The sequence below is a fragment of the Kocuria sp. CPCC 205231 genome (assembly GCF_040980965.1).
Taxonomy (GTDB): domain Bacteria; phylum Actinomycetota; class Actinomycetes; order Actinomycetales; family Micrococcaceae; genus Kocuria; species Kocuria rosea.
The window spans coordinates 285,934-306,499 of the sequence record NZ_JAVKPP010000001.1 but is presented as its reverse complement, the minus strand read 5'-3'; the positions used below and the strand labels follow the sequence as shown (position 1 = coordinate 306,499).

Sequence of the window (20,566 nt, the reverse complement as noted above, 5' to 3'; positions counted from 1 at the left end):
CGGTCAGTCGCGGGAGCTCGCCGGGGACTGCGCCGCCGGGGCGGCGATGAGCTCGTCCTTCATGTCGGTCACGGCCGCGCGGATCGCGGTCATGACCGCCCGCACGGCGGGCCGGCGCAGCAGGTCGGCGCGGGAGACCACCCAGTACTCCACGGGGAACCACAGCTCCTGGGGGAAGAGCCGGACCAGGTCCCCGGCCCGCTCGGCGAGATAGCAGGGCAGCAGCCCGACCCCGGCGCCCGCCCGGGTGAGCTCCACGTGCACCACGGAGGACGTCGCGCCCACGCCCTGGCGCATCCGCGGGAACCGCCGGCGCGGGATGTCCAGCTCCGCGACGTCCTGCATGGAGTCCACGAAGTAGATGAGCGGGTGCTCCTGCACCTGGTCGGGCGTGCGGATGGCCGGGTGGGCGGCCAGGTAGTCCTGGGAGGCGTAGACGCCCAGGGAGTAGTCGGCCAGGTGGAAGGCCTCCTTGCGGGAGACCTCCGGGCGCCCGACGACCACCTCCAGGTCGATGCCCACCGGGTTGGTCTGCGCCCGCCGTGCCGCGTTGATCATCTCCAGCCGCACCCCGGGGTGCTCCTCGATGAGCCGCCGCATGGCCGCGCCCATCACCACGCCGCCGAAGCCGTCCGGGGCCAGCGCCCGCACCACGCCGTTGACGGTGCTGCCGCGCCCGCCTGCGCCGAGCGGGAGGGAGCCCAGCGCCGCCTCGATCTCCTCGCCGGCGGCCACGAACTTCCGGCCCAGCTCGCTGGGCTCCCACATCTCCCCGGTGCGCACGAGCAGCCGGGCGCCCACGGTCTTCTCGAGCGCCGCCATCCGCCGCGACACGGTCGTGTGACTGAGCCCGAGGTCCGCGGCGGCGCCGGCGTAGGAGCCGTGGCGGACCACCGCGAGCAGCAGCAGGAGGTCGTCGGCACCGTGCGACAAGGGGCTTCTCCTCCCGGGGGCTGGACCGGCCCGGGGGAACGCACACGTCCGGGCGGCATGTGCATTTTTGCACAGGCGCCGCGAGCGCATGGTCATTGTGAAGCGCACCACATATCCGCACACTGTAGGCAAACATTGTGACCACCGTCACCGTTTCCCCAGCAGGAGGAGAACCACATGAGCACCGAGGACAGGGTCGCCGCGTCGGCGGACCCGAACGACTCCCCCGAGAACCGGGGCGGGCTGAAGAAGGTCGTGGCGGCCTCGATGGCCGGCACGGTCGTGGAGTGGTACGAGTTCTTCCTCTTCGCCACCGCGTCCACCCTGGTTTTCGGCCAGCTCTTCTTCGTGGACACCGGCAACCCGCTGGACGGCATCCTCAAGGCGTTCCTGATCTACGCGGTCGGCTTCATCGCCCGCCCGCTGGGCGGCATCGTCTTCGGCCACTTCGGCGACAAGTACGGGCGCAAGCACCTGCTGCAGATCTCGATCGTCATGGTCGGCGCCGCCACCTTCCTCATGGGCTGCCTGCCCGGCTTCGAGCAGGTCGGCTACTGGGCCCCCGCCATGCTGGTGGTGCTGCGCTTCGTGCAGGGCTTCGCGGTGGGCGGCGAGTGGGGCGGCGCGGTCCTGCTCGTGGCCGAGCACTCCCCCAACAAGGAGCGCGGCTTCTGGTCCAGCTGGCCGCAGGCCGCCGTGCCGCTGGGCAACCTGCTGGCCACCGTCGTGCTGCTCACCCTGTCCTTCACCCTCTCCGAGGAGGCCTTCCTCTCCTGGGGCTGGCGCGTGGGCTTCTGGCTCTCGATCGTCATCGTGGCCATCGGCTACTACATCCGCACCCACGTGACGGACGCCGCGATCTTCAAGGAGGCCCAGCAGGAGGTCCGCGAGGAGAAGTCCGCCGCCTACGGCGTGGGCGAGGTCTTCCGCCGCTACCCCCGCGGCGTCTTCGGCGCCATGGGCCTGCGCTTCGCCGAGAACATCCTCTACTACGTGGTGGTCACCTTCTCGATCACCTACCTGTCCACCCAGCGTGACGTGGACACCAGCCGGATCCTGCTCCTGCTGCTGATCGCCCACGTGATCCACGCGATCTGCGTGCCGCTCGTCGGCCGGGCCACCGACAGGGTGGGCCGCCGCCCGATGTACGCCGCGGGCGCCTTCCTCGGCATCTTCTGGGCGTTCATCGCCTTCCCGATGTTCAACACGGACAACAGCTTCATCATCCTGGCGGCCATCACCATCGGCCTGATGATCCACGCGCTCATGTACGCCGGGCAGCCGGCCATCATGGCCGAGATGTTCCCCACCCGGATGCGCTACTCGGGCGTCTCCCTGGGCTACCAGGTGACCTCGATCGTGGCCGGCTCGCTGGCCCCGATCATCGCCACCGCCCTGCTGCGCGAGTTCAACTCCTGGGTGCCGATCGCGATCTACATCGCCATCGCCTGTCTCATCACCCTCTTCGCGGTGTGGACGCTGCGCGAGACCAAGGGCATCTCCCTGCAGGACATCGACGCCGAGGACCGGCGCCGGCTCTCCGAGGAGAAGTCCGCCGAGGACCGGACCTCCTGATCCCCGACCTCCGCACCCACCCGCGCCCAGCGGCGGACCGGCTCCCCGGTCCGCCGCTGGGCGCGCTGTGCACGACCCCCAGCTCCCGACACCCTCGACACCTTGCAGAAGGGACTCCCCGATGACCACCATCACCTGGATCGGCCTCGGCCACATGGGCAACCCGATGTCCGCCAACCTCGCCGGGGCGGGCTACGACGTCCGCGGCCACGACGTCAGCGCCGACGCCATGGCGGCCGCCCGCGACCGCGGCGTGCAGACCTTCGACACGCTGGAGGAGGCCCTCCAGGGCGCCGACGTCGTGTTCACGATGCTGCCCAAGGGCGAGCACGCCCGCGCCGTCTACCTCGGCGACAGCGGCGTGATCGCGCTCGCCCCGAAGGACGCGCTGCTCATCGACAGCTCCACCATCGACGTGGAGACCGCGGAGGAGCTCCACCGGGCCGCCGAGGACGCCGGCTTCCGCTTCGTGGACGCTCCGGTCTCCGGCGGGATCAGCGGCGCGGCCGCGGCCACCCTGACCTTCATGGTCGGCGGGAAGCCCGACGTCGTGGAGCAGGCCCGGACGTTCATCGAGCCCATGGCCCGCAAGATCGTGGCCACGGGCCACGCCGGCACGGGCCAGGCCGCCAAGATCGTCAACAACATGATGCTGTTCATCTGCCTCGAGGCCTGCGCCGAGGGCTCCGTGCTCGCCGACCGGCTGGGCCTGGACCCGCAGGTGTTCTGGGACATCGCCTCGGTGTCCTCGGGCAACTCCTGGGCGCTGCAGACCTGGTACCCCGTGCCCGGGATCGTGGACTCCGCCGCGGCGAACAAGAACTTCGAGGCCACCTTCAGCGCCGCCCTCGCCGCCAAGGACGCCGGCCTGGCGCTCATGGCGGGCGAGCAGACCGGCGTGGAGCTGCCCGCCGCGAAGCTCGTGGCGGAGAGGCTCCAGCAGCTCATCGACGAGGGACTCGGGGACAAGGACTGCTCCCTCATCACCAAGTACGCCGCGCCGGACGGGAAGATCCCGGGCTGGGACCCGGAGAAGGCCTGAACGGCGCCGAGACCACCACGACCGAGGAGGACACCATGCAGAACACCAAGCAGGACGCCGAGGCCCGCGCGCAGCAGGACGCCGAGCGGGGCGCCCAGGACCCCGGCACCACCGGCGCGGTCATCGAGCACTTCATCGACGGGAAGCGCCACGGCGGGCCCGGGCGCACCGCGGACGTCTACAACCCCGCGACCGGGCAGGTGGCCAAGCAGGTGCTGCTGGCCTCCGCCGAGGACGTCGCCACCGCGGTGGAGGCCGCCGAGCTCGCCCTGCCCGGATGGCGGGCCACCGGACTGTCGAAGCGCTCGGCGATCATGTTCAAGGTCGAGAACATCATCCGGGAGCGCACCCCGGAGCTGGCCGCCATCATCACCGCCGAGCACGGCAAGGTCCTCTCGGACGCGGCCGGCGAGGTCGCCCGCGGGCTGGAGAACGTGCAGTTCTGCGCGGGACTCATGCACCACATGAAGGGGGAGTTCCTCGAGCAGGCCGCCACCGGGGTGGACGTGCACCAGACCCGCCAGCCGGTGGGCGTGGTCGCCTGCATCACCCCGTTCAACTTCCCCGCCATGGTCCCGCTGTGGATGATCACCACCGCGATCGCCGCCGGGAACACCGTGATCCTCAAGCCCTCCGAGCGGGACCCCTCGGCGGCGGTGTGGATCGCCGAGGCCTTCGCCGAGGCCGGGCTGCCCCCGGGGGTGCTCAACGTGGTGCACGGGGACAAGGAGGCCGTGGACGAGCTGCTGACCAACCCCCTGGTCAAGGCCGTGTCCTTCGTGGGCTCCACCCCCATCGCCAGGTACATCTACGAGACCTCGGCGCAGCACGGCAAGCGCGTCCAGGCCCTGGGCGGGGCGAAGAACCACATGGTGGTCATGCCGGACGCGGACCTGGACGGGGCCGCCGACGCCGCGATCTCGGCCGCCTACGGATCCGCCGGGGAGCGCTGCATGGCGGTCTCGGTGCTCGTCACCGTGGGGGACGTGGCCGACCCGCTGATCGAGCGGCTGAAGGAGCGGATCGCGAAGCTGACCATCGGGGACGGCACCGACCCGGCCTCCGAGATGGGCCCGCTCATCACGAGGGCGGCCCTGGACCGGGTCAACGGCTACGTGACCGGGGCGGAGGCCGAGGGGGCGACCGTCGTCGTCGACGGCACCCGGCAGGAGTTCGACGGCGAGGGGTTCTTCACCGGCGTCTCGCTGCTGGACCACGTGAAGCCGGGCATGAAGGCCTACGACGAGGAGATCTTCGGCCCGGTCCTGTCCGTGGTGCGGGTGGACACCTACGAGGAGGCCGTGCGGCTGATCAACACCAACCAGTTCGCCAACGGGGTGGCGGTGTTCACCCGCGACGGCAAGACGGCCCGGCAGTTCGAGTTCGAGATCGAGGTCGGCATGGTCGGGGTCAACGTCCCCATCCCGGTGCCGATCGGCGCGTTCTCGTTCGGCGGCTGGAAGAACTCCCTGTTCGGCGACACCCACATGTACGGGCCGGAGGCGTTCAACTTCTACACCCGCCGCAAGCTCGTGACCACGCGCTGGCCCGAGCCCTCGGAGTCCCAGATCAACCTGGGCTTCCCGACCCACTGACGGGTCCGCCGGGGTCCCGGCCATGACGACGCCGGTCCCCGCCCTCGGTTCGGAGGGCGGGGACCGGCGTGCGCGCCCCGGTCAGCTCTTGAGGCCGTCGCCGATGTTGCGGGCGCCGGCTCAGGCGGCCCCGGGTCCGGGGTGCCGGCAGTCCTCGACGTGCTCGTGGAGCTGCCGCTCGTCGACGGCCTCGACCGCCTCGGCCATCGCGTGCAGGAAGGCGGTCACGGTGGCGGCCTCCTCGGCGGACAGGTCCCGGGCGGCACGGAGCATCCGCTCGTGCATGGCGCCCAGGGTGGAGCGGACCTCGCAGTCGGCCTCCTGGGTGGCCACGATCACCAGCGCCCGCCGGTCCGTGGGGTGGGGGCGGCGGGCCACGTGGCCGCTGCGGGAGAGCCGGTCCAGCAGCGTGGTGGTGGAGGCCGAGGAGATGCCCAGCTTGCTCGCCAGGTCCCGGGGGCTCATGGGGGTCCCGGCGCGGTCGGCCTCCAGCAGGTAGCGCAGGGCCAGCACGTCCTTCTCCCCCATGCCCATGGAGTCGCGGGTGCGCAGCCGCATGGCGGACTCGGCCGCCCGGTAGGCCCGCAGGGCCTCGAGCACCTGCACGGCCGGAGGACGGTCACCCTCGGCGGCGTACCAGTAGCCGGACGAGGTGCTGGGATGTGCGCTCATGCGTCCAGTGTAGGGGATCTACAAATCAGAAGGACTGATAACTAGACAAACTAGTAACACTGCTGTTCGATGGGATCGTGTGGTCCTGTGAGGGAGCGCACGCAGTCGCAGAGGAACACCGCAGGATACGTGAGGAAGAGGTCGAGACATGAGCCAGCAGCAGCACCCCGGGACCACCGCCGAGAAGGCCGCCCCCTCCCCCCTCCGGGCGGTCCGGAACGACCCCGGGGCGGTTGCCGCCGCCCCCGTGCACTGCGGCGAGCCCATGCCGGTGCGCACCCTCGACTTCGCCGAGGTGCAGGACCACGTCAACCACGCCGTGGCCCAGGCAGCGATCGACGGCCGGCGGGTGCACGCCTGCGCCTGCGGCTTCCTGCAGGAGACGCCGGTCCCCGGAGGCACGGTGCCCTCGATCGTCCCCGACGGCGAGGCGATGCTGTTCCGCCCGTTCTTCACCCGGCGCGTCCTCGCCGCGGCCGGACGGGTCGAGAACGCCGAGTGGTCCTTCGACCAGGCCCTGGCGGACGCCGGGCCTCTTGCCGCCCCGGACACCCAGGAGCAGGCCCGGCGCCTGTGCGCCTACGAGGCCGGCCTCGAGGCCGAGCGCTGGCGGCTGGACCAGGCCCTCGAGTCCCTGCGCGACGAGCTCCGCCTGGCCGTGCGCCACGGCGTGCCGATCACCCTCCTGGCCCGCGAGGCGGCCCTCGACGAGGCGGACGTGGTGGACCTGCTGCACCTGGGCGACATCCCCGCGACGTCCCCCGCGCACTCCTCCGCGCACTCTCCGGCGACCTCTCCTGCGGACGGGACCGGCCGCGCGCTCGCCGAGGCCTGCTGAACCGCCGGGCCGCGCGTGCCGGGCCGCTACCCTGGAAGGGCCCCGCAACGCCGCCGCGCCCCGGAAGGACGCCCGTGAAGTCGATCGTCGCGACCCTGCTCGTCCTGGCCCTGGTGCTGACCTCGGCCGGGGCGCTGCTGACCACCGTGGACGCCCAGGAGTGGCTGCCCGTCGTGGTGCTCGCGGCCCTCGCCTACCTCGGGACCTTCACCCTGTACCGGCGCGTGCGGGACCGCTACACCGAGCGCCGGGACTAATCCCGGCGGGAGCGGCGCCACGACCGCCACGCCCCGGTGGACCACAGGGCCCACAGCACGAGCAGCGGCTGGAACAGCAGCCGCACGGCCCGGGCGCGGTCGGTGTCCAGACCGAAGGCGTCCGTGCGCGTGAGGTACTGCGAGACGTTGCCCGGGAACACGGCCACGAAGAACGCCGCGGCGAGCCACCCGAGCAGCACCCGCCGCCGGGGCAGGACCACCAGCGCGGCGCCGACGACGATCTCCACCACCCCGGAGCCCAGCACCACGGCGTCGTCGGGGACGGGCAGCCACTCGGGCACCTGGGCCGTGAACTCCTGGCGGGCCACCGTGAGGTGGCTGATCCCGGCGCCGAGCAGGACGAGCCCGAGGAGCACCCGGGCGATCGTGCGCGGCAGGGAGGCGGCCGGTGCTGCCGGCCGGGCGGACGAGGTCATGCCCGCAGACTAGAGGTCATGCCCGCGAATCGACAGCGCGGGCTCAGGCGCGGTCGAAGTCCGCCTTGCGGATCAGCCCGTGCACCCCCACGGTGCGGTCCACCACCTGGGAGATGGCGAAGTCCGCGGCGGCCGAGAGGTAGGCGTAGGCCACGGCGCGGTCCATGCCCTTGTCCTGCTCGAGGAAGTCGAGGGCGTTGAGCACGGCCCGGCGCATCGCCACGTCCAGGTCGGAGTTCTGCTCCCCGCCGGCCGCGCCGTCCGGGTCGGAGAGCCCGATGGGGATCCAGTGCTCGTCCGTCTCCGCGAACGGGTAGGAGTGGGCCACGGAGGGCGCGTCCCCTTCCCCGGCCTTGCAGACCGTGAGCCGGAACGTGCCGCGCAGCGAGCCCTCCATCGCGGTGAGCGCCACCTCGCCGTCGCCCATGGCCATGTGCGGGTCCCCCACGTAGAACAGGGCGCCGTCCGTCTGCACGGGCAGGTAGAAGGTGGAGCCCACGCCGAGGTGGCGGATGTCGATGTTGCCGCCGCCCAGCGTCGGCGGGATCGAGTTGAGCAGGTCGTCGGTGGGCCCGGAGCCCTGCTGATATGCGACGCCCATCATGCCCATGAACGGGCGCAGCGGGAACCGCACGGCCCCGCCGGCCATGACGCCCTGACCGTGCTCCACCGGGGTGAACGTGGAGACGTTGCCGTACTCCTCCGGGTTGCCCGTGGACCGGCCGTCCGTGCCCACCGCCGGCAGCACGTCCTCGACGAGGATGTCGGCCACCGGCCCGCCGCGGGCGGGGCCCGGCAGCGCGCCCTTGCCGTGACGGCTCGAGACCACCCCGTACGGCACGCGCAGGTCGGCGTGCAGGGTCTCGATCTTCAGGACGTCCCCGGGCCGCGCCTCCTCGACGAACACCGGGCCGGTCACCACGTGCGGGCCGTCCCGGTCGAAGTCCCGCTCGGTGCGGTCGTAGTCGCGGGCGATCTCCACCGCGTCGTCCAGGACCCGGGCGCGGGAGACCCCCTGCGCGCCGAAGAACTCCACCGGGTCCCGGCCCTGGTCCTCGAGGATCCCCTCGTGGGAGACGGCGTCGATGGTGACCGTGCGCCCCGAGCGCATGCGCAGCGAGGGCTCGGCGTCCACGGACGGGACGTAGCCCCACAGCACGCTGTCTACCTCCGAGGGCAGGTAGTGGTCCCCGGGGATCCTGCCCTTCCCGGGCTGCAGGACGGTGCCCCGGAAGCCGGGGCGGCCGCCGCCGGAGTGCTGGACGCCCATCGGGACGGCCGCGGAGGCCGCACCCACCCCGGTGCCGGTGACCGCGCCGGCGGCGGCCACGGCGGTGGCCGCCCGGAAGAAGGTGCGCCGCCCCAAGCCCCGCTGGAGTTCCTCGGCGGCGCGGCGGGCGAAGTGCTCACTCATGGGTGTCTCCTGAGGTCAGGGGCGGCTTTCTCGAATGCCTACGACCATAGGGAGAGCGTGTTTCCGGTTCGGGGTCCCCGTGTTTCCGGGCGGTGACGGTGGGCGCCGAGGGGCGGGAGCGGGGGTTGGACAGGTCACCGGGCGCCCCGGCCGTGGTGCTACCGGCGGCGACAGCCCGACCTCGTTGTCGGGACCGCGCACGGACGCCCGCATGACCTGCGTCACCCACAGTAGGGGGTTACCAAGGGGTCCGGCGCATCCCATGCGAAATGTGACGGTTACGAATGCACATCGATCGGGACGGGCGGGAGGAGCCCGTGGCGGGGTGCTGGTTCAGCGGAAGTCGGCCTTGCGGATCCGGCCGTGGGCGCCCGCGGAGCTGTCCTCCAGCCGGGTGACGGCGAACTCCGCGGCGCTGGAGAGATAGGCGTGGGCGATGGGCCGGTCCATGCCGCGGTCCCGGGCCAGGAAGTCCACCCCGGCGCGCACGGCCTGCTGCATGGCCGCGGTCAGGCAGAACGTCTGCTCGTCGGCGTCCTCCGTCCCCGAGCGCCCGACGACGATCCAGTGCTCGTCGGTCTCGGCGAACGGCTGCCGGTGCGCCACGGCGGGCACGTCCTGGGCGCCGGTGCGGCAGACGGTCACCCGGAAGGTGCCGCGCAGGGGCTGTCCGGCCGCGCCGAGGGCCCGGTGGAGCTCCCGGGGGCAGAAGGCGGCCCCGTCCGCACGGACCGGCAGGTAGGCAGTGCACCCGGTCCCGAGCGGACCGTCGGACGCGCCGGGGTCCGCGACCTGGAGCACCTCGACCTTGAGCGCGTCGCCGGAGCGGGCCGCCGGCAGGAGCACCGGTCCCGTGACCACGTGCGGGCCGGGCCCGTCGAGGCCGGGGATCCCGAGGGCGGGGGCGTCGTGGCCGGGAATCTCGTGGCCGGCAATGTCGTGGCCCTTCTGGGCCCGGGGTGCCGCGGGGGGCTCGGGCGCCGGACGTCCGTCCTGCGCGGGACCCGCCGGCTGCGGGCGCTGGAAGCCCGGGACGCCCAGGCCGGACGAGGGGTGGGCGGCCCGCGCGGCCGCAGCGCGGGCCCGGGCGGCGTCCTCGGGGTCCGGCTCGGCGCGGAGGGGCTCGGGACGGGCGGGGGCGGCAGCGGTGCCGCCGACCACCCGGAGGACCGGCCGCCGGGCGTGCGGCACCACGGGCGCGGGTCCTGGTCCGGCGTGCTCGGTCATGGGCTGCTCCTTGGGGGCGGGGCGAGCGGTTCAGCTCCGACGGTAGGAAGTGCTTGTTGCTGCATCGGGCACGTCGTGTTTCCGGAGCATGACGATCCTCATAACGAGAGGAAGCATGCCACGGACGGGCGGGCAAGCCCCACAAATGACAATTGCGACGCCGGCGCTCCCGTGCTGCCCCTCGCGCACGACCTAGTCTGGCCGGATGGAAGTCCACAAGGCCCAGGCGTTCCTCGCCGTCGCGGAGGAGCTGCACTTCGGCCGCGCGGCGAAGCGCCTGCACATGGCGCAGCCGCCCCTCAGCCGCCTGATCCGGCAGCTGGAGTCCGAGCTGGGCGCCACCCTGTTCGAGCGCAACACCCGCCACGTGACCCTGACGCCGCAGGGCGAGGCCCTGCTCGAGCCGGCCCGGGAGCTGGTGATGCTCGCGCAGCGCATGAAGGACGTGGTCCGCAAGTCCCAGGCGGGCGAGACCGGGCGGGTGCGGCTCGGCTTCGCCGGGGCCTCGGTGAACCAGGCGGTGGGCGAGCTGGCGCGCCAGGTCCGGCGCCGCCGCCCCGGGATCAGCCTGGAGCTCTACAGCTCGCAGTTCTCCTACCTGGGTCTGGAGAAGGTCCTGGACGACTCCCTCGACCTCGTGATCGGCCGGTGGGACTTCCTGCCCGCGGAGATCAGCTCCCGGCTGGTCGCGCTCGAGGAGCTGCTCATCGCCCTCCCGGAGAGCCACCCGCTGGCCGACCGCGAGACGGTCGACGTCGAGGACCTCGCCGGGGAGGCGTGGATCGTGCTGCCCGGCGGGGCGGGGGCCACGCTGCCCAACCGGCTCAACACCCTGGCGATGAACGCGGGGTTCGTCCCGCGCATCGTCCAGGTGGCCCCGGACTCGTGGACGCTCGTGGTCCTCGTGGGCGCCGGGATGGGCATCTCTCTCATCCTCTCCAGCGTCCGGGACAACGTGCCGTCCCGGGGCGTGGTCTACAAGCCGCTGACGCAGGAGCAGAAGCCGGTCGAGGTCCGCCTCCTGTGGCGCCGCGGGGACGCCAACCCGGCGCTGCAGTCCGTCATCGAGATCTCCGAGACGGTGTTCCCCGCGCCCGGGGGCCCGCTGCCCGCCCCGGCGCCCGGCACTCCGTGACCCCCGCCCTCTCGCCGAAGGGGGTGCTCAGCTGAAGGCCGAGATCCCGGTGATGTCCCGGCCCACGAGCAGCGCCTGGATGGAGTCGGTGCCCTCGTAGGTGGAGACGACCTCCATGTCCGTCATGTGCCGGACGACGTGGTTCTCGAGCAGCAGCCCGTTGCCGGCCAGGAGGTCCCGGGCCTCGTTGCAGATCCACTTGCCCTTCTGCGCCGTGGCCATCTTCACCATCGAGGCCTGCGCGTTGGACAGCTGACCGCGGTCGGCGAGCTCGGCCATGCGGTCGCAGAGCAGCTGCATGGTGGTGAGCTCGCTGAGCATGTTGGCCAGCCGGGACTGGACCAGCTGGTAGCCGCCGATGGCCCGGCCGAACTGCTGCCGTGTCGCGGCGTAGTCGGCGGCGATCTCGAAGGCCGCCATGCCGTGGCCGACCGCCTCCCACGCGGCGCCGCCGCGGGTGGCCTGCAGCACCCGGGAGACGTCCTTGAAGGACCGGCAGTTCTCGAGGCGATTGCCCGCCGGGACCCGCAGGCCCTCGAGCACGATGTCGGCCTGCTGGATGGCCCGCTTGCCGACCTTGCCGGTGATCACCTCAGGCCGGTACCCGGCCGGGTGGTTGCCGTCGGCGTCCTTCTCCACGACGAACGCGTTGACCTTCCCGTCCTCGGTGTTGCGGGCGAACAGGACGACGACGTCGGCCGCGTCCCCGTTGCCGATCCACCGCTTGTGCCCGTCGATCACCCACTCCTCGCCCTCGCGGCGGGCGGAGGTCTCCAGGGCCACGGAGTCCGAGCCGTGCTCCGGCTCGGTGAGCGCGAACGCCCCGGTCTTCTCCAGCCGCGCCATCGCCGGCAGCCAGCGCCGCTTCTGTTCCTCGGACCCCAGCATGTTCAGCGCCCCCATGCACAGGTTGCCGTGCACGCCCAGGAACGTGTTGATGCTGCCGTCGGCCCTCGCCATCTCCCGGGCCACCATGCCCGCGGCCTTGCGGGACATCCCAGGGCAGCCGTAGCCCTGGATCGTGGTGCCGATGATGCCCAGCTCCGCCAGCCCGGGCACCAGCTCCCAGGGGAACTCGGCGCGCTCCCAGTAGTCGTTGATCACGGGCAGCACGCGCTGCTGGGCGAACTCGCGGACCCGGTCCCGGATCGCGATCTCCTCGGGCGTCAGGTCGTCGTCCAGCCGGAAGTAGTCGGAGGTCGCGGCGCCCGCGCGGACGGCGGCCGGGGCCTCGGTCGAGGGGGCGCTGGAGATGGTGGTCATGGTCGGTCCTTTCGTCGGCGGGTCCCAGGACCCGCGGTGGTCGGAGTGGTCGGTGGTGCCGGGCGTTCCCGGCGGGTGGCCCGCAGGATCGCGAGCAGTCCCAGCGCGGTCAGGGCGACCGCGGGGAAGACGAGGAGCGAGGCGCCGGTGGCCCACGCCAGGGAGACCCCGGAGTAGCCCACGGCCATCGCGAGGAAGCGGACCATGTTGTGGATGCCGATCGCGGTCCCGGAGCCCCCGGCGGGCGAGAGCAGGAGCTCCGTGGCCGCCGCGCTCTGGGCAAAGGCGATGCCGGTCCCGGCGAGCACGAGCCCCAGGACCACCAGGGACACGATCACCCAGCGGGCCACGCCCAGACCGGACGAGACCATGGCCAGCGTGACCACCGGGGCGGCGACCACGAGGATCAGGACGCCACGGCCGAGCTGGACGCCGCTGCCGTGCCGGCGGCCCACCCGCGCCGCGACGGGTCCCGCCGCCGTCATGGCGAGCGCCAGGGTGAAGACCACGGCGCCGATCCGGGCCGGGCCCAGGTCCAGGTCCGAGGCGAGGAACAGGGGCACGGCCACGATGGCCACCGCCATGGACCCCATCGCCAGCCCCGCTCCGGCCGCGGCCGTGAGGTAGGCGGGGTCCCGCAGCAGGGCCGGGTCCAGCAGGGGCCGCGGGGACGTCGCCCCGGACGCGGCCCGCCGGGCCCGGCGCCGGCAGAGGTGGGCGAACAGCCACCAGCCGAGCACCGCGCAGACCGCGCTCGCCGCCGCCCAGGACCAGGGGCCGGACTGCCCGGCCAGCACCACGGCCGCGGCCGTCGAGCCGCCGCCGAGGACGAGCCAGACCATCGCGGCCACGTGCATCGGCGGGCGCCGCCGCCCGATCCGGGGCATGAACGCCACCAGGAGGACCATCAGCACGAGCACCAGCCCGGCGTGCACCACGAAGACCCAGCGCCAGCTCAGCGCCTCGGTGAGGACACCGCCGAAGGGCGGGCCCACGGCCTGGCCCACGCCGATGGCGGAGGCCCAGGCGCCCATGGTCTGCGCGGTCCGCTCCGGCCAGGTGGTGACCAGGGCCGCCTGCACGCAGGGCGGGATCGCGCTGCACGCCGCGCCCTGCACCATCCGGGCGAGCACGAGCGACTCCATGCCGGTCGCCGCGGCCGCCGTGAGCTCCGCGAGGACCATGACGCCCAGCGCCGAGATCAGGAAGGTCTTGACCCCGAGCCGGTCGCCGAGCCAGCCGGCGAGGGGGACGGCGGTGGCCATGGCCACCGTGAAGGCGCTCACGGCCAGCACCGACTGCTGGGCCGTCATGCCGAGGTCCGTCTGGATGACGTACAGCGGCGCGTTGATCACGTTCGAGGACATCGTGCCCATCGCCGTGGTGGCCAGCAGCGCCGGATAGGCGATCCGCCGCGCCCGCAGGGCGGGCCGGCCCCTCCGGAACGCGGTCATGCACGCACGGTCACGGAGTCCGGCTCCGGCTCCGGCTCCGGGACGACGACGCCCTCCAGGGCGGCCCGCACCGGTGCCGGCAGCGGGGTGGAGCGGCCCGTGGCCGGGTCCGTCTGCACGAGCACCGTCCGGGCGCGGACCGCGACCTGCCCGTGCTGGACCAGCTCGTAGGCCACCGTGTAGGACGACCGGCCGAGGCGGCAGACCCAGACGCGTGCCGTGAGCTCGGGGCCGTGGTCGATGGAGCGCAGGTAGTCGAGCGCCAGGGAGACCACCACGCGCGGCCGGGCGGGGTCCGGGACGCCGTCCTCCCCCAGCCAGGAGGCGACCGCCGAGAGCCGCGCCTCCTCGATCAGGGTGACCACGCGGGCGTTGTTGACGTGCCGGTTCAGGTCCTGGTCGGACCAGCGCACGGGCAGCACGGTGGTGTGCACGGCGCTCACGACGCCTGCCGGACCGCGGGCTCCCCGCGCTCGAGCCACGCCAGGACGCGGTCCCGGTCGGCGTCGAGCAGCGGCGGGGCCTGCGTGTAGTCGACCGGGGTGCGGCTGAAGTCGACCGGGTGGCGGACCGTGGGGACCTCCCGGCCCCCCGTCCCGGCCAGCACCACCGGGTCCAGGCCGAGGTCCTCCGCGAACCGGACGCCCTCGTCCACCCCCAGGATCGGGGCGCAGGGCACCTTGACCGCCTTGAGCAGCTCGAACCAGTCCTCGGCGTCCCGGGCGGCGAGCCGCTCGATCATCAGCCGGCGCAAATCCACCCGGTTGGCGTTGCGCGCGGACACCGTGGCGAACCGCTCGTCCTCGGCGAGCTCGGGCGCGCCGAGGCACCGGCACAGCCGCGCGAACTGCCCGTTGTTGCCCACCGCGATGACCATGTCCTTGTCCCGGGTGGGGAAGGGCTCGTAGGGGTAGAGGCTCGGGTGCTCGTTGCCCATCCGGGTGGGGACGCTGCCGCCGGCCACGTAGGCGGCGGACTGGTTGACCAGCCCGGACAGCGCCGAGGTCAGCAGGTTCAGCTCCACGTGCTGGCCCGTCCCGGAGGACTGCCGCTCGTGGAACGCGCCCAGGATGCCGGTGGAGGCGTGCAGGCCCGTGATGACGTCGAAGAGGGCCACGCCGGCCCGGTACGGCTCGCCGTGCTGGCTGCCGGTGAGGCTCATCATCCCGGAGAGGGCCTGGGCCAGGAGGTCGTAGCCGGGCAGGTCGGCGCCGCCGGCGGTGCCGAAGCCGGTGATCGAGGCGTAGACGAGGTCCGGGCGCCAGGCGCTGACGCTCTCGTAGTCGAGGCCGTAGCGCACCAGGCCGCCGGGCTTGAAGTTCTCCACCAGGATGTCCGCCCGGGCGATGATCCGCTCCACGACCGCGAGCTGCTCGGGGTCCGAGAAGTCCAGGGCGATGGAGTGCTTGTTGCGGTTGACCGAGAGGAAGAACGTGCTCTCGCCGTCCCGGTGGGGCGGGACCCACGCGCGGGCGTCGTCCCCGGCGGTGCTCTCGATCTTGATGACGGTCGCGCCCATGTCCGCCAGCAGCATGGTGCAGTAGGGGCCGGCGAGCACGCGGCTGAGATCCGCCACCACCACCCCGGCGAGCGGGCCCGTGCCGGGGCGGCCGAAGATCTCCTGCAGGGCGTGGGCGTCCTCGAACTGGCTCATGTTCTCTCTTTTCGTCGTCGCGTCTCGTCCGGGCTCAGCCGGCGTACTCGTACCAGCCGCGGCCGGTCTTGCGGCCGTACCGGCCCTGCTCGTAGAGCTTCTCCACGGAGGGGTGCGGGAGGTCGTCGGGGTCCCCGGTCTGCTCGTGCTGGGCCAGCCGGATCAGGTAGGCCACGTCGATGCCGACCAGGTCCATGAGCTCGAACGGCCCCATGGGGTGGCCCAGGGCCGTCCGCGCGGCCACGTCGATGTCCTCGAAGCTCGCCACGCCGTCGGCCTCGAGGCGCAGCGCCTCGTCCCGCAGGGCCCCGAGGAGGCGGTTGGCCACGAAGCCGGGGACCTCGTGGTGGAGCCGCACGGGCTGCTTGCCGAGCCGGCGGGCGAGCTCCGTGGTGGTCTCCGCGGTGGCGTCGGAGGTCTGCGGGTTGCGCACCACCTCGACGCAGGCCATGACCAGCGCCGGGTTGAAGAAGTGCATGTTGCACACCCGGTCCGGGCGGCCGGTCGCGTCCGTGAGCAGGGACGAGGGGATGGTCGAGGAGTTGGTCGCGAGGATCGCGTGCTCGGGGGCGGCCTCGTCCAGGTCGGCGAACAGCTGCCGCTTGATGTCGAGGCGCTCCACGGCGGCCTCGAGCACGAAGTCGGTGGTGCGGGCCGCCTCGAGGGAGTCGGTGGTGTACGCCATCCGGGCGAGGGCGGCGTCGACCTCCGCCCGGCTCCGGCTGCCCTTCTCGGCGAGCCGGCCGAGGCGGCGGCGCACCTCGTCCCGGGACCGCTCGAGGGCGGCGGGGTCGAGGTCGCTGGTGGTGACGGTGTAGCCGGCGAGGGCGAAGACCGCCCCGATCTGGGTGCCCATGGCACCGGATCCCACGACCAGGACGTCTCGGACGGCGTCGATGCTCGGCTGGGGGTTCATGTCTGCTCCTCGGAGGTTGTGGTGGGGCCCGTCGGCGGGGCCGCGGGGTTCGGGGCTGGGGCCGGTGGTCAGTCGTCGTCGCGGAAGCGGGCGGGGCGCTTCTCCAGGAAGGCGCTCGCGCCCTCGGCCTTCTCGTCGGAGGCGTAGAGCAGGGACTGGGCCAGCCGCTCGAGCAGCAGCCCGGTGCGCTGGTCCGTCTCGGCGCCGTTGCGCACCACGAGCTTGGCCAGCCGCACCGCCAGGGGGCCCTTGGCGAGGATCGAGTCCGCGGTGGCGAGCGCCGCGTCCATCAGCTCGTCCGCCGGGACCACGCTGGTCACCAGGCCGATGCGCAGGGCCTCCTCCGCGTCGATGATCCGGCCGGTGAGGATCATCTCCTGGGCCCGGCCGAGCCCGACGAGCCGGGACAGCCGCTGGGTGCCGCCGGCGCCGGGCAGGATGCCGAGGTTGGTCTCGGGCAGTCCGAACCGGGCGCCGGCGGCCGCCACGCGGATGTCGCAGGACATCGCCAGCTCGTTGCCCCCGCCCAGCGCGAAGCCGTTGACCGCGGCGATCGTGGGCAGCTCGAGGTCCTGGATCCGGTCCCAGAGGCGCTGCATCCGGGCCCGCAGGCCGTCCCGCAGCGTGTAGCCGACCAGTTGGGAGATGTCCGCCCCGGCCACGAAGGCCTTCTCCCCCGCGCCGGTGAAGACGACGGCGCCGGCGTCCTCGCGCCGCTCCAGCGCGTCGAGCGCCGCCTCGATCCCGTCCAGCACCCCGACGTTCAGGGCGTTGCGCACCTCGGGGCGGTTCACGGTGACGACGGCGACCCTGCCCCGCAGCTCGGCCGTGACGGTGCCGGTCCCGGTGTCGAGGCGGGTGCCCGCGCCGGTGTCGGCCGGAGGGGCGGTGGTGGTGCCGGCCGGAGCGCCGGTGGTGCTGCCGCTCGTGGCGGCGGTGGTGGTGTCCGTGGTGGTGTCGGTCATGGCGGGTCCTTCCGGTCAGACGGTGGCGGTGGCGGGCGCAGGGGCCGGGGCGGGAGCGGCGTCGTCGTCGTCCGTGGGTCCGGTCCGCACGGTGAGGAAGGTCAGCAGCACGCTCCCGGCCACGAGGACCAGGCCGGCGACGGCGCTGAGCGGCGTGGGCAGGAACAGCAGGAACCCGCCGACCGCGGCCGCGACCCGGAACAGGACGGGCATCCGGCGGTCGAAGCCGACCGTCCAGCCCTCGATGGCGGAGGCCAGGGCGTAGACGCCCACGATGCTCAGGGCGAAGGCCAGCAGGATCCGGCCGGGCGAGTCCTGGGCGACCAGCGCGGGGTTGAGGGCGAAGCCGAACGGGACGATGTACTTCACCGCGCCGAGCTTCATGGCCGCCACGCTGGTGGCCATGGCGGGAGCCTTGGCCAGGCCCGCCGCGGCGAAGGCGGCGAGACCCACCGGCGGGGTGATGTAGGAGACGGACGCCCAGTAGATGACGAACAGGTGCGCCGCGAGCGGGTTGACCCCGAGGTCGATGACCGCCGGGACCATGACGATCGCCAGGAACACGTAGGCCGCGGAGATCGTCATGCCCATGCCGAGGATGAAGCAGGTGACGGCGCCGGCGATGAGGATGAGGACCACGTTGTCACCGACCAGCGAGACCAGCTCGCGGGCCAGGGACAGGCTCACGCCCGTGGCGGTGAGACCGCCGACGATCAGGCCCACGCCGGCGATGATGCCGATGATGTTGCCCAGCGTCCGGCCGGACTCCACGAGGAAGTCGGCGAACTCCCGCAGCCCGAACTTCTGGCCCGGGCGCAGCACGGCCACGACCAGCAGCACCAGGATCACCCAGTACGGCACCTGGGTCTCGGAGTTCGTGAGGAACAGCAGCCCGGTCAGCAGGGCCAGGGCCAGGACGTAGGGCCAGCCCCGGACGAGCGTGGCGAGGGCCCGGGGCAGCTGGGCCACGGGCACGCCCTTGAGCCCCTTGCGGGCGGCGTAGCCGTCCACCTGCAGGTAGATGCCGAGGAAGTAGAGGACCGCGGGGATGGTCGCGGCCACCAGGATCTCCGTGTAGGGCACGCCCACGAAGGAGACCATGAGGAACGCCGCGGTGCCCATGATCGGCGGGGTGATGGACCCGCCGGAGGACGCCGTGGCCTCGATGCCGCCCGCGTAGGTGGGGCTGAACCCGGAGCGCTTCATGGCCGGGATGGTCATGGGCCCGGTGGTCAGGACGTTGGAGACGGCGCTGCCGCTCATCATGCCCATCGCGGCGCTGCTGGCCACGGACACCTTCGCCGCGCCGCCGCGGTACCGGCCGAAGATCGACATGGAGAGGTTGTGGAAGAAGTCCGCGCCGCCGGTGTGCTGCAGGGCCACCCCGAAGACCAGGAAGCCGATCAGGATGGTCGCCGCGGTCTGGATGGGCAGGCCCAGCACGCCCTCGGCGCCCATGATGTGCACCTGCGCCAGGGTCGGCAGGTCGTAGGTGACGCCCTGCAGGACGCCGATCGGCAGGTTCTCGGCGACCAGCGGGTACAGGGAGAAGAGCAGCGCGATGACCGTCACCGTCAGCCCGCCGGTGCGGCGCAGGGCCTCGAGCACCACGAGCCACAGCACGAACGCGGCGACCGTGGCGGTGGTGGGCGCCATGTACTCCCAGCCGAAGTCCTTGATCCGCGTTCCGTTGACCGCGAAGTAGCCGCACACGGCCGCCGCGACGACCATGAGCAGGACGTCGAACCACTGGACCCGGCGCTCGCGGACCGGGGCGGTGCTGCCGCCGGATCCGTGCTCCTGCTGGGCCTCCACCTGCTGGGCGAGCGGGATCTTGCGCAGGGGGTTGACGATGAACACGACCGGCAGGAACACCGCCAGGATGAGGTACAGGTAGGAGTTGGTCAGCAGGGACAGCCCGCCCACGTTCCAGAAGAAGACCTGGTTCATGGCCAGCAGCACGCCCAGGACGGTCAGCACGATCACCACCGTCCGCCAGAACGGTGTCACCCGGGTCTCAGTTCGCATCGTCGGTCTCCTCGCCGTCCAGCTCGTCGGTCTTCCAGTCCGTCCAGTTCTGCTCGAGCTCCTCCGCGGAGGAGGAGGACTCGACGACGCCGGGCCAGGCCTCGCGCATCCGCTCGCCGCGCTCGATCAGCTCGTCGTTCTTCCGCTCCAGCTCCTCGGTCCACACGCCGCGCTCCTCGAAGTAGCGGACGGTGCCCTCGTGGAAGGGGACCACCAGCGGCTCCTTGAGCACGGCGTCGAAGGCGAACTGCTTCGTGTCCGGGGTGGTGCCCTCGTAGTGCTCGTAGTTCTCGACCATCGACTTCACGAGGTGGTAGACCTCGTCCGCGTCGCGGGAGCCCATCGTGGTCAGCGGGATCGTGTACTCGAGGACGCGGGCGCTCTCGCCCTCGTCCATCCCGGCGGCGTTCGTGACCTCGCCGACCGACACCATGGGCATGAGCTCCTCCCAGGTCTCGTAGCGGGCCGGGTCCGGGTCGTCGAAGCCCAGCCACTTGACGTCCGTGGAGGACGCGAGCTCGTCGATGTTGGAGCCGACCACGTTCTGGTACAGGGCGTCGATCTGGCCCGCCTCGAGACCGGCGATCTGCTCGCCGTAGGAGATGGGGACCTTCTGGACGTCGTCCCCGGTCAGGCCGCCGTAGTTGAGGAAGCCCTCCATCTTGTTGTTGATGGACGTGTTGGCGGTCAGCTCGGGGAACCGCTTGCCCTCGAGGTCCGCGAAGGAGTCGATGCCGCTGTCCTCGCGCACCAGCAGGCCGTAGTTGCCCAGCGGCGCCCACACCATGCGGATGTCCTGGGGGCCCCACTCCTCGCTGGCGTACTCGTAGTCGCCCTCGAAGGCGTAGTAGTACTCGTCCCCGGCCCGCGAGTAGTCCACGGTGCCGTTCACGAGGGGCGCCAGCCGGCCGATGCCGGTGTCGGCCGTCATCAGCCGCACCTGCACGCCCTCCTCGTTGGTGAGGGTGTTCGCGATGGCGGCGAGGTCGTTGTAGGTGCCGGTGCCCACGTTGTAGGTGGACCACACCAGTTGCTGCGGCAGGCCGTTGGGGCCCACCGGCTCGTCCCCCTCGGCGCTCGCGCAGCCGGTCAGACCCAGCACCGCGACGGCGCCCAGAGCGGCGAGCCGTGACTTCGTTGTCCTCATGATGACCTTTCGAC

The 20,566-nt window shown here is 72.5% G+C and carries 19 protein-coding genes; 6 read left to right on the top strand and 13 right to left on the bottom strand.

Going from position 1 to position 20,566, the window contains the following annotated elements; translation table 11 throughout:
- Positions 1 to 3: 3 nt before the first annotated feature.
- Positions 4 to 933, bottom strand: a complete 930-nt coding sequence (locus RF640_RS01495; RefSeq protein ID WP_368826279.1) for a LysR family transcriptional regulator — start codon at positions 931 to 933, stop codon at positions 4 to 6.
- Between the two features lie 177 nt (positions 934 to 1,110).
- Here RF640_RS01495 and RF640_RS01490 point away from each other — a divergent pair, with 177 nt between their 5' ends.
- The 3 genes from RF640_RS01490 (at position 1,111) to RF640_RS01480 (ending at position 5,145) form a co-directional block, all read left to right on the top strand.
- Positions 1,111 to 2,508, top strand: a complete 1,398-nt coding sequence (locus RF640_RS01490; protein WP_017831831.1) for an MFS transporter — start codon at positions 1,111 to 1,113, stop codon at positions 2,506 to 2,508.
- 121 nt (positions 2,509 to 2,629) lie between these two features.
- Positions 2,630 to 3,550 (top strand): 3-hydroxyisobutyrate dehydrogenase, encoded by a 921-nt coding sequence (mmsB, locus tag RF640_RS01485; protein ID WP_368826277.1) that lies wholly within the window; start codon positions 2,630 to 2,632, stop codon positions 3,548 to 3,550.
- Positions 3,551 to 3,585: 35 nt separating this feature from the next.
- The gene (locus RF640_RS01480; RefSeq protein WP_368826275.1) at positions 3,586 to 5,145 is read left to right on the top strand and encodes a CoA-acylating methylmalonate-semialdehyde dehydrogenase; all 1,560 of its coding nucleotides are present in this window, start codon (positions 3,586 to 3,588) and stop codon (positions 5,143 to 5,145) included.
- 120 nt (positions 5,146 to 5,265) lie between these two features.
- Here RF640_RS01480 and RF640_RS01475 read toward each other — a convergent pair whose 3' ends face one another.
- A complete protein-coding gene (locus RF640_RS01475; protein WP_336650136.1) occupies positions 5,266 to 5,817 on the bottom strand; it encodes a MarR family transcriptional regulator in 552 nt (183 codons plus the stop codon).
- 148 nt (positions 5,818 to 5,965) lie between these two features.
- Between RF640_RS01475 and RF640_RS01470 the strand changes: the two genes are divergently transcribed.
- Both RF640_RS01470 and RF640_RS01465 read left to right on the top strand, forming a co-directional pair.
- The gene (locus tag RF640_RS01470; protein WP_368826273.1) at positions 5,966 to 6,655 is read left to right on the top strand and encodes a hypothetical protein; all 690 of its coding nucleotides are present in this window, start codon (positions 5,966 to 5,968) and stop codon (positions 6,653 to 6,655) included.
- 74 nt (positions 6,656 to 6,729) lie between these two features.
- Positions 6,730 to 6,912 carry a hypothetical protein gene (locus RF640_RS01465; protein ID WP_368826271.1) on the top strand — a complete coding sequence of 61 codons (183 nt, stop codon included), beginning with the start codon at positions 6,730 to 6,732 and terminating at the stop codon, positions 6,910 to 6,912.
- On the opposite strand, the gene RF640_RS01460 is transcribed toward RF640_RS01465, so the two are convergent.
- From RF640_RS01460 to RF640_RS01450, 3 genes are all read right to left on the bottom strand, one after another.
- Positions 6,909 to 7,349: a hypothetical protein gene (locus RF640_RS01460; RefSeq protein WP_368826269.1), complete on the bottom strand. Its 441-nt coding sequence runs from the start codon at positions 7,347 to 7,349 to the stop codon at positions 6,909 to 6,911. The two genes, RF640_RS01465 and RF640_RS01460, sit on opposite strands and share 4 nt — an antisense overlap.
- A gap of 43 nt (positions 7,350 to 7,392) precedes the next feature.
- Positions 7,393 to 8,763: an acetamidase/formamidase family protein gene (locus RF640_RS01455; RefSeq protein ID WP_368826267.1), complete on the bottom strand. Its 1,371-nt coding sequence runs from the start codon at positions 8,761 to 8,763 to the stop codon at positions 7,393 to 7,395.
- A gap of 333 nt (positions 8,764 to 9,096) precedes the next feature.
- On the bottom strand, positions 9,097 to 9,990 hold the full coding sequence (locus tag RF640_RS01450) for a hypothetical protein (protein ID WP_284563063.1): 894 nt from the start codon (positions 9,988 to 9,990) through the stop codon (positions 9,097 to 9,099).
- Between the two features lie 205 nt (positions 9,991 to 10,195).
- On the opposite strand from RF640_RS01450, the gene RF640_RS01445 reads away from it, so the two are divergent.
- Complete coding sequence (locus tag RF640_RS01445; RefSeq protein ID WP_284563062.1) at positions 10,196 to 11,125, top strand: LysR substrate-binding domain-containing protein; 930 nt, start codon at positions 10,196 to 10,198, stop codon at positions 11,123 to 11,125.
- Positions 11,126 to 11,152: 27 nt separating this feature from the next.
- Here RF640_RS01445 and RF640_RS01440 read toward each other — a convergent pair whose 3' ends face one another.
- The 8 genes from RF640_RS01440 to RF640_RS01405 form a co-directional block, all read right to left on the bottom strand.
- Positions 11,153 to 12,388: an acyl-CoA dehydrogenase family protein gene (locus RF640_RS01440; protein WP_035924192.1), complete on the bottom strand. Its 1,236-nt coding sequence runs from the start codon at positions 12,386 to 12,388 to the stop codon at positions 11,153 to 11,155.
- Positions 12,385 to 13,842 carry an MFS transporter gene (locus RF640_RS01435; RefSeq protein ID WP_368826264.1) on the bottom strand — a complete coding sequence of 486 codons (1,458 nt, stop codon included), beginning with the start codon at positions 13,840 to 13,842 and terminating at the stop codon, positions 12,385 to 12,387. The genes RF640_RS01440 and RF640_RS01435 overlap by 4 nt, the downstream gene beginning before the upstream one ends.
- Complete coding sequence (locus tag RF640_RS01430; RefSeq protein WP_368826262.1) at positions 13,839 to 14,285, bottom strand: acyl-CoA thioesterase; 447 nt, start codon at positions 14,283 to 14,285, stop codon at positions 13,839 to 13,841. Before RF640_RS01430 ends, RF640_RS01435 begins: the two co-directional genes overlap by 4 nt.
- On the bottom strand, positions 14,282 to 15,496 hold the full coding sequence (locus RF640_RS01425; RefSeq protein ID WP_368826260.1) for a CaiB/BaiF CoA transferase family protein: 1,215 nt from the start codon (positions 15,494 to 15,496) through the stop codon (positions 14,282 to 14,284). Before RF640_RS01425 ends, RF640_RS01430 begins: the two co-directional genes overlap by 4 nt.
- Before the next feature lie 34 nt (positions 15,497 to 15,530).
- Complete coding sequence (locus RF640_RS01420; RefSeq protein ID WP_368826258.1) at positions 15,531 to 16,412, bottom strand: 3-hydroxyacyl-CoA dehydrogenase family protein; 882 nt, start codon at positions 16,410 to 16,412, stop codon at positions 15,531 to 15,533.
- Positions 16,413 to 16,480: 68 nt separating this feature from the next.
- Positions 16,481 to 17,377, bottom strand: a complete 897-nt coding sequence (locus RF640_RS01415; RefSeq protein ID WP_368826256.1) for an enoyl-CoA hydratase/isomerase family protein — start codon at positions 17,375 to 17,377, stop codon at positions 16,481 to 16,483.
- A gap of 15 nt (positions 17,378 to 17,392) precedes the next feature.
- Positions 17,393 to 19,405, bottom strand: coding sequence for a TRAP transporter permease (locus tag RF640_RS01410; RefSeq protein WP_217905340.1), 2,013 nt, complete (start codon positions 19,403 to 19,405; stop codon positions 17,393 to 17,395).
- Positions 19,395 to 20,552, bottom strand: coding sequence for a TAXI family TRAP transporter solute-binding subunit (locus tag RF640_RS01405; protein ID WP_176337139.1), 1,158 nt, complete (start codon positions 20,550 to 20,552; stop codon positions 19,395 to 19,397). The genes RF640_RS01410 and RF640_RS01405 overlap by 11 nt, the downstream gene beginning before the upstream one ends.
- Positions 20,553 to 20,566: the final 14 nt, after the last annotated feature.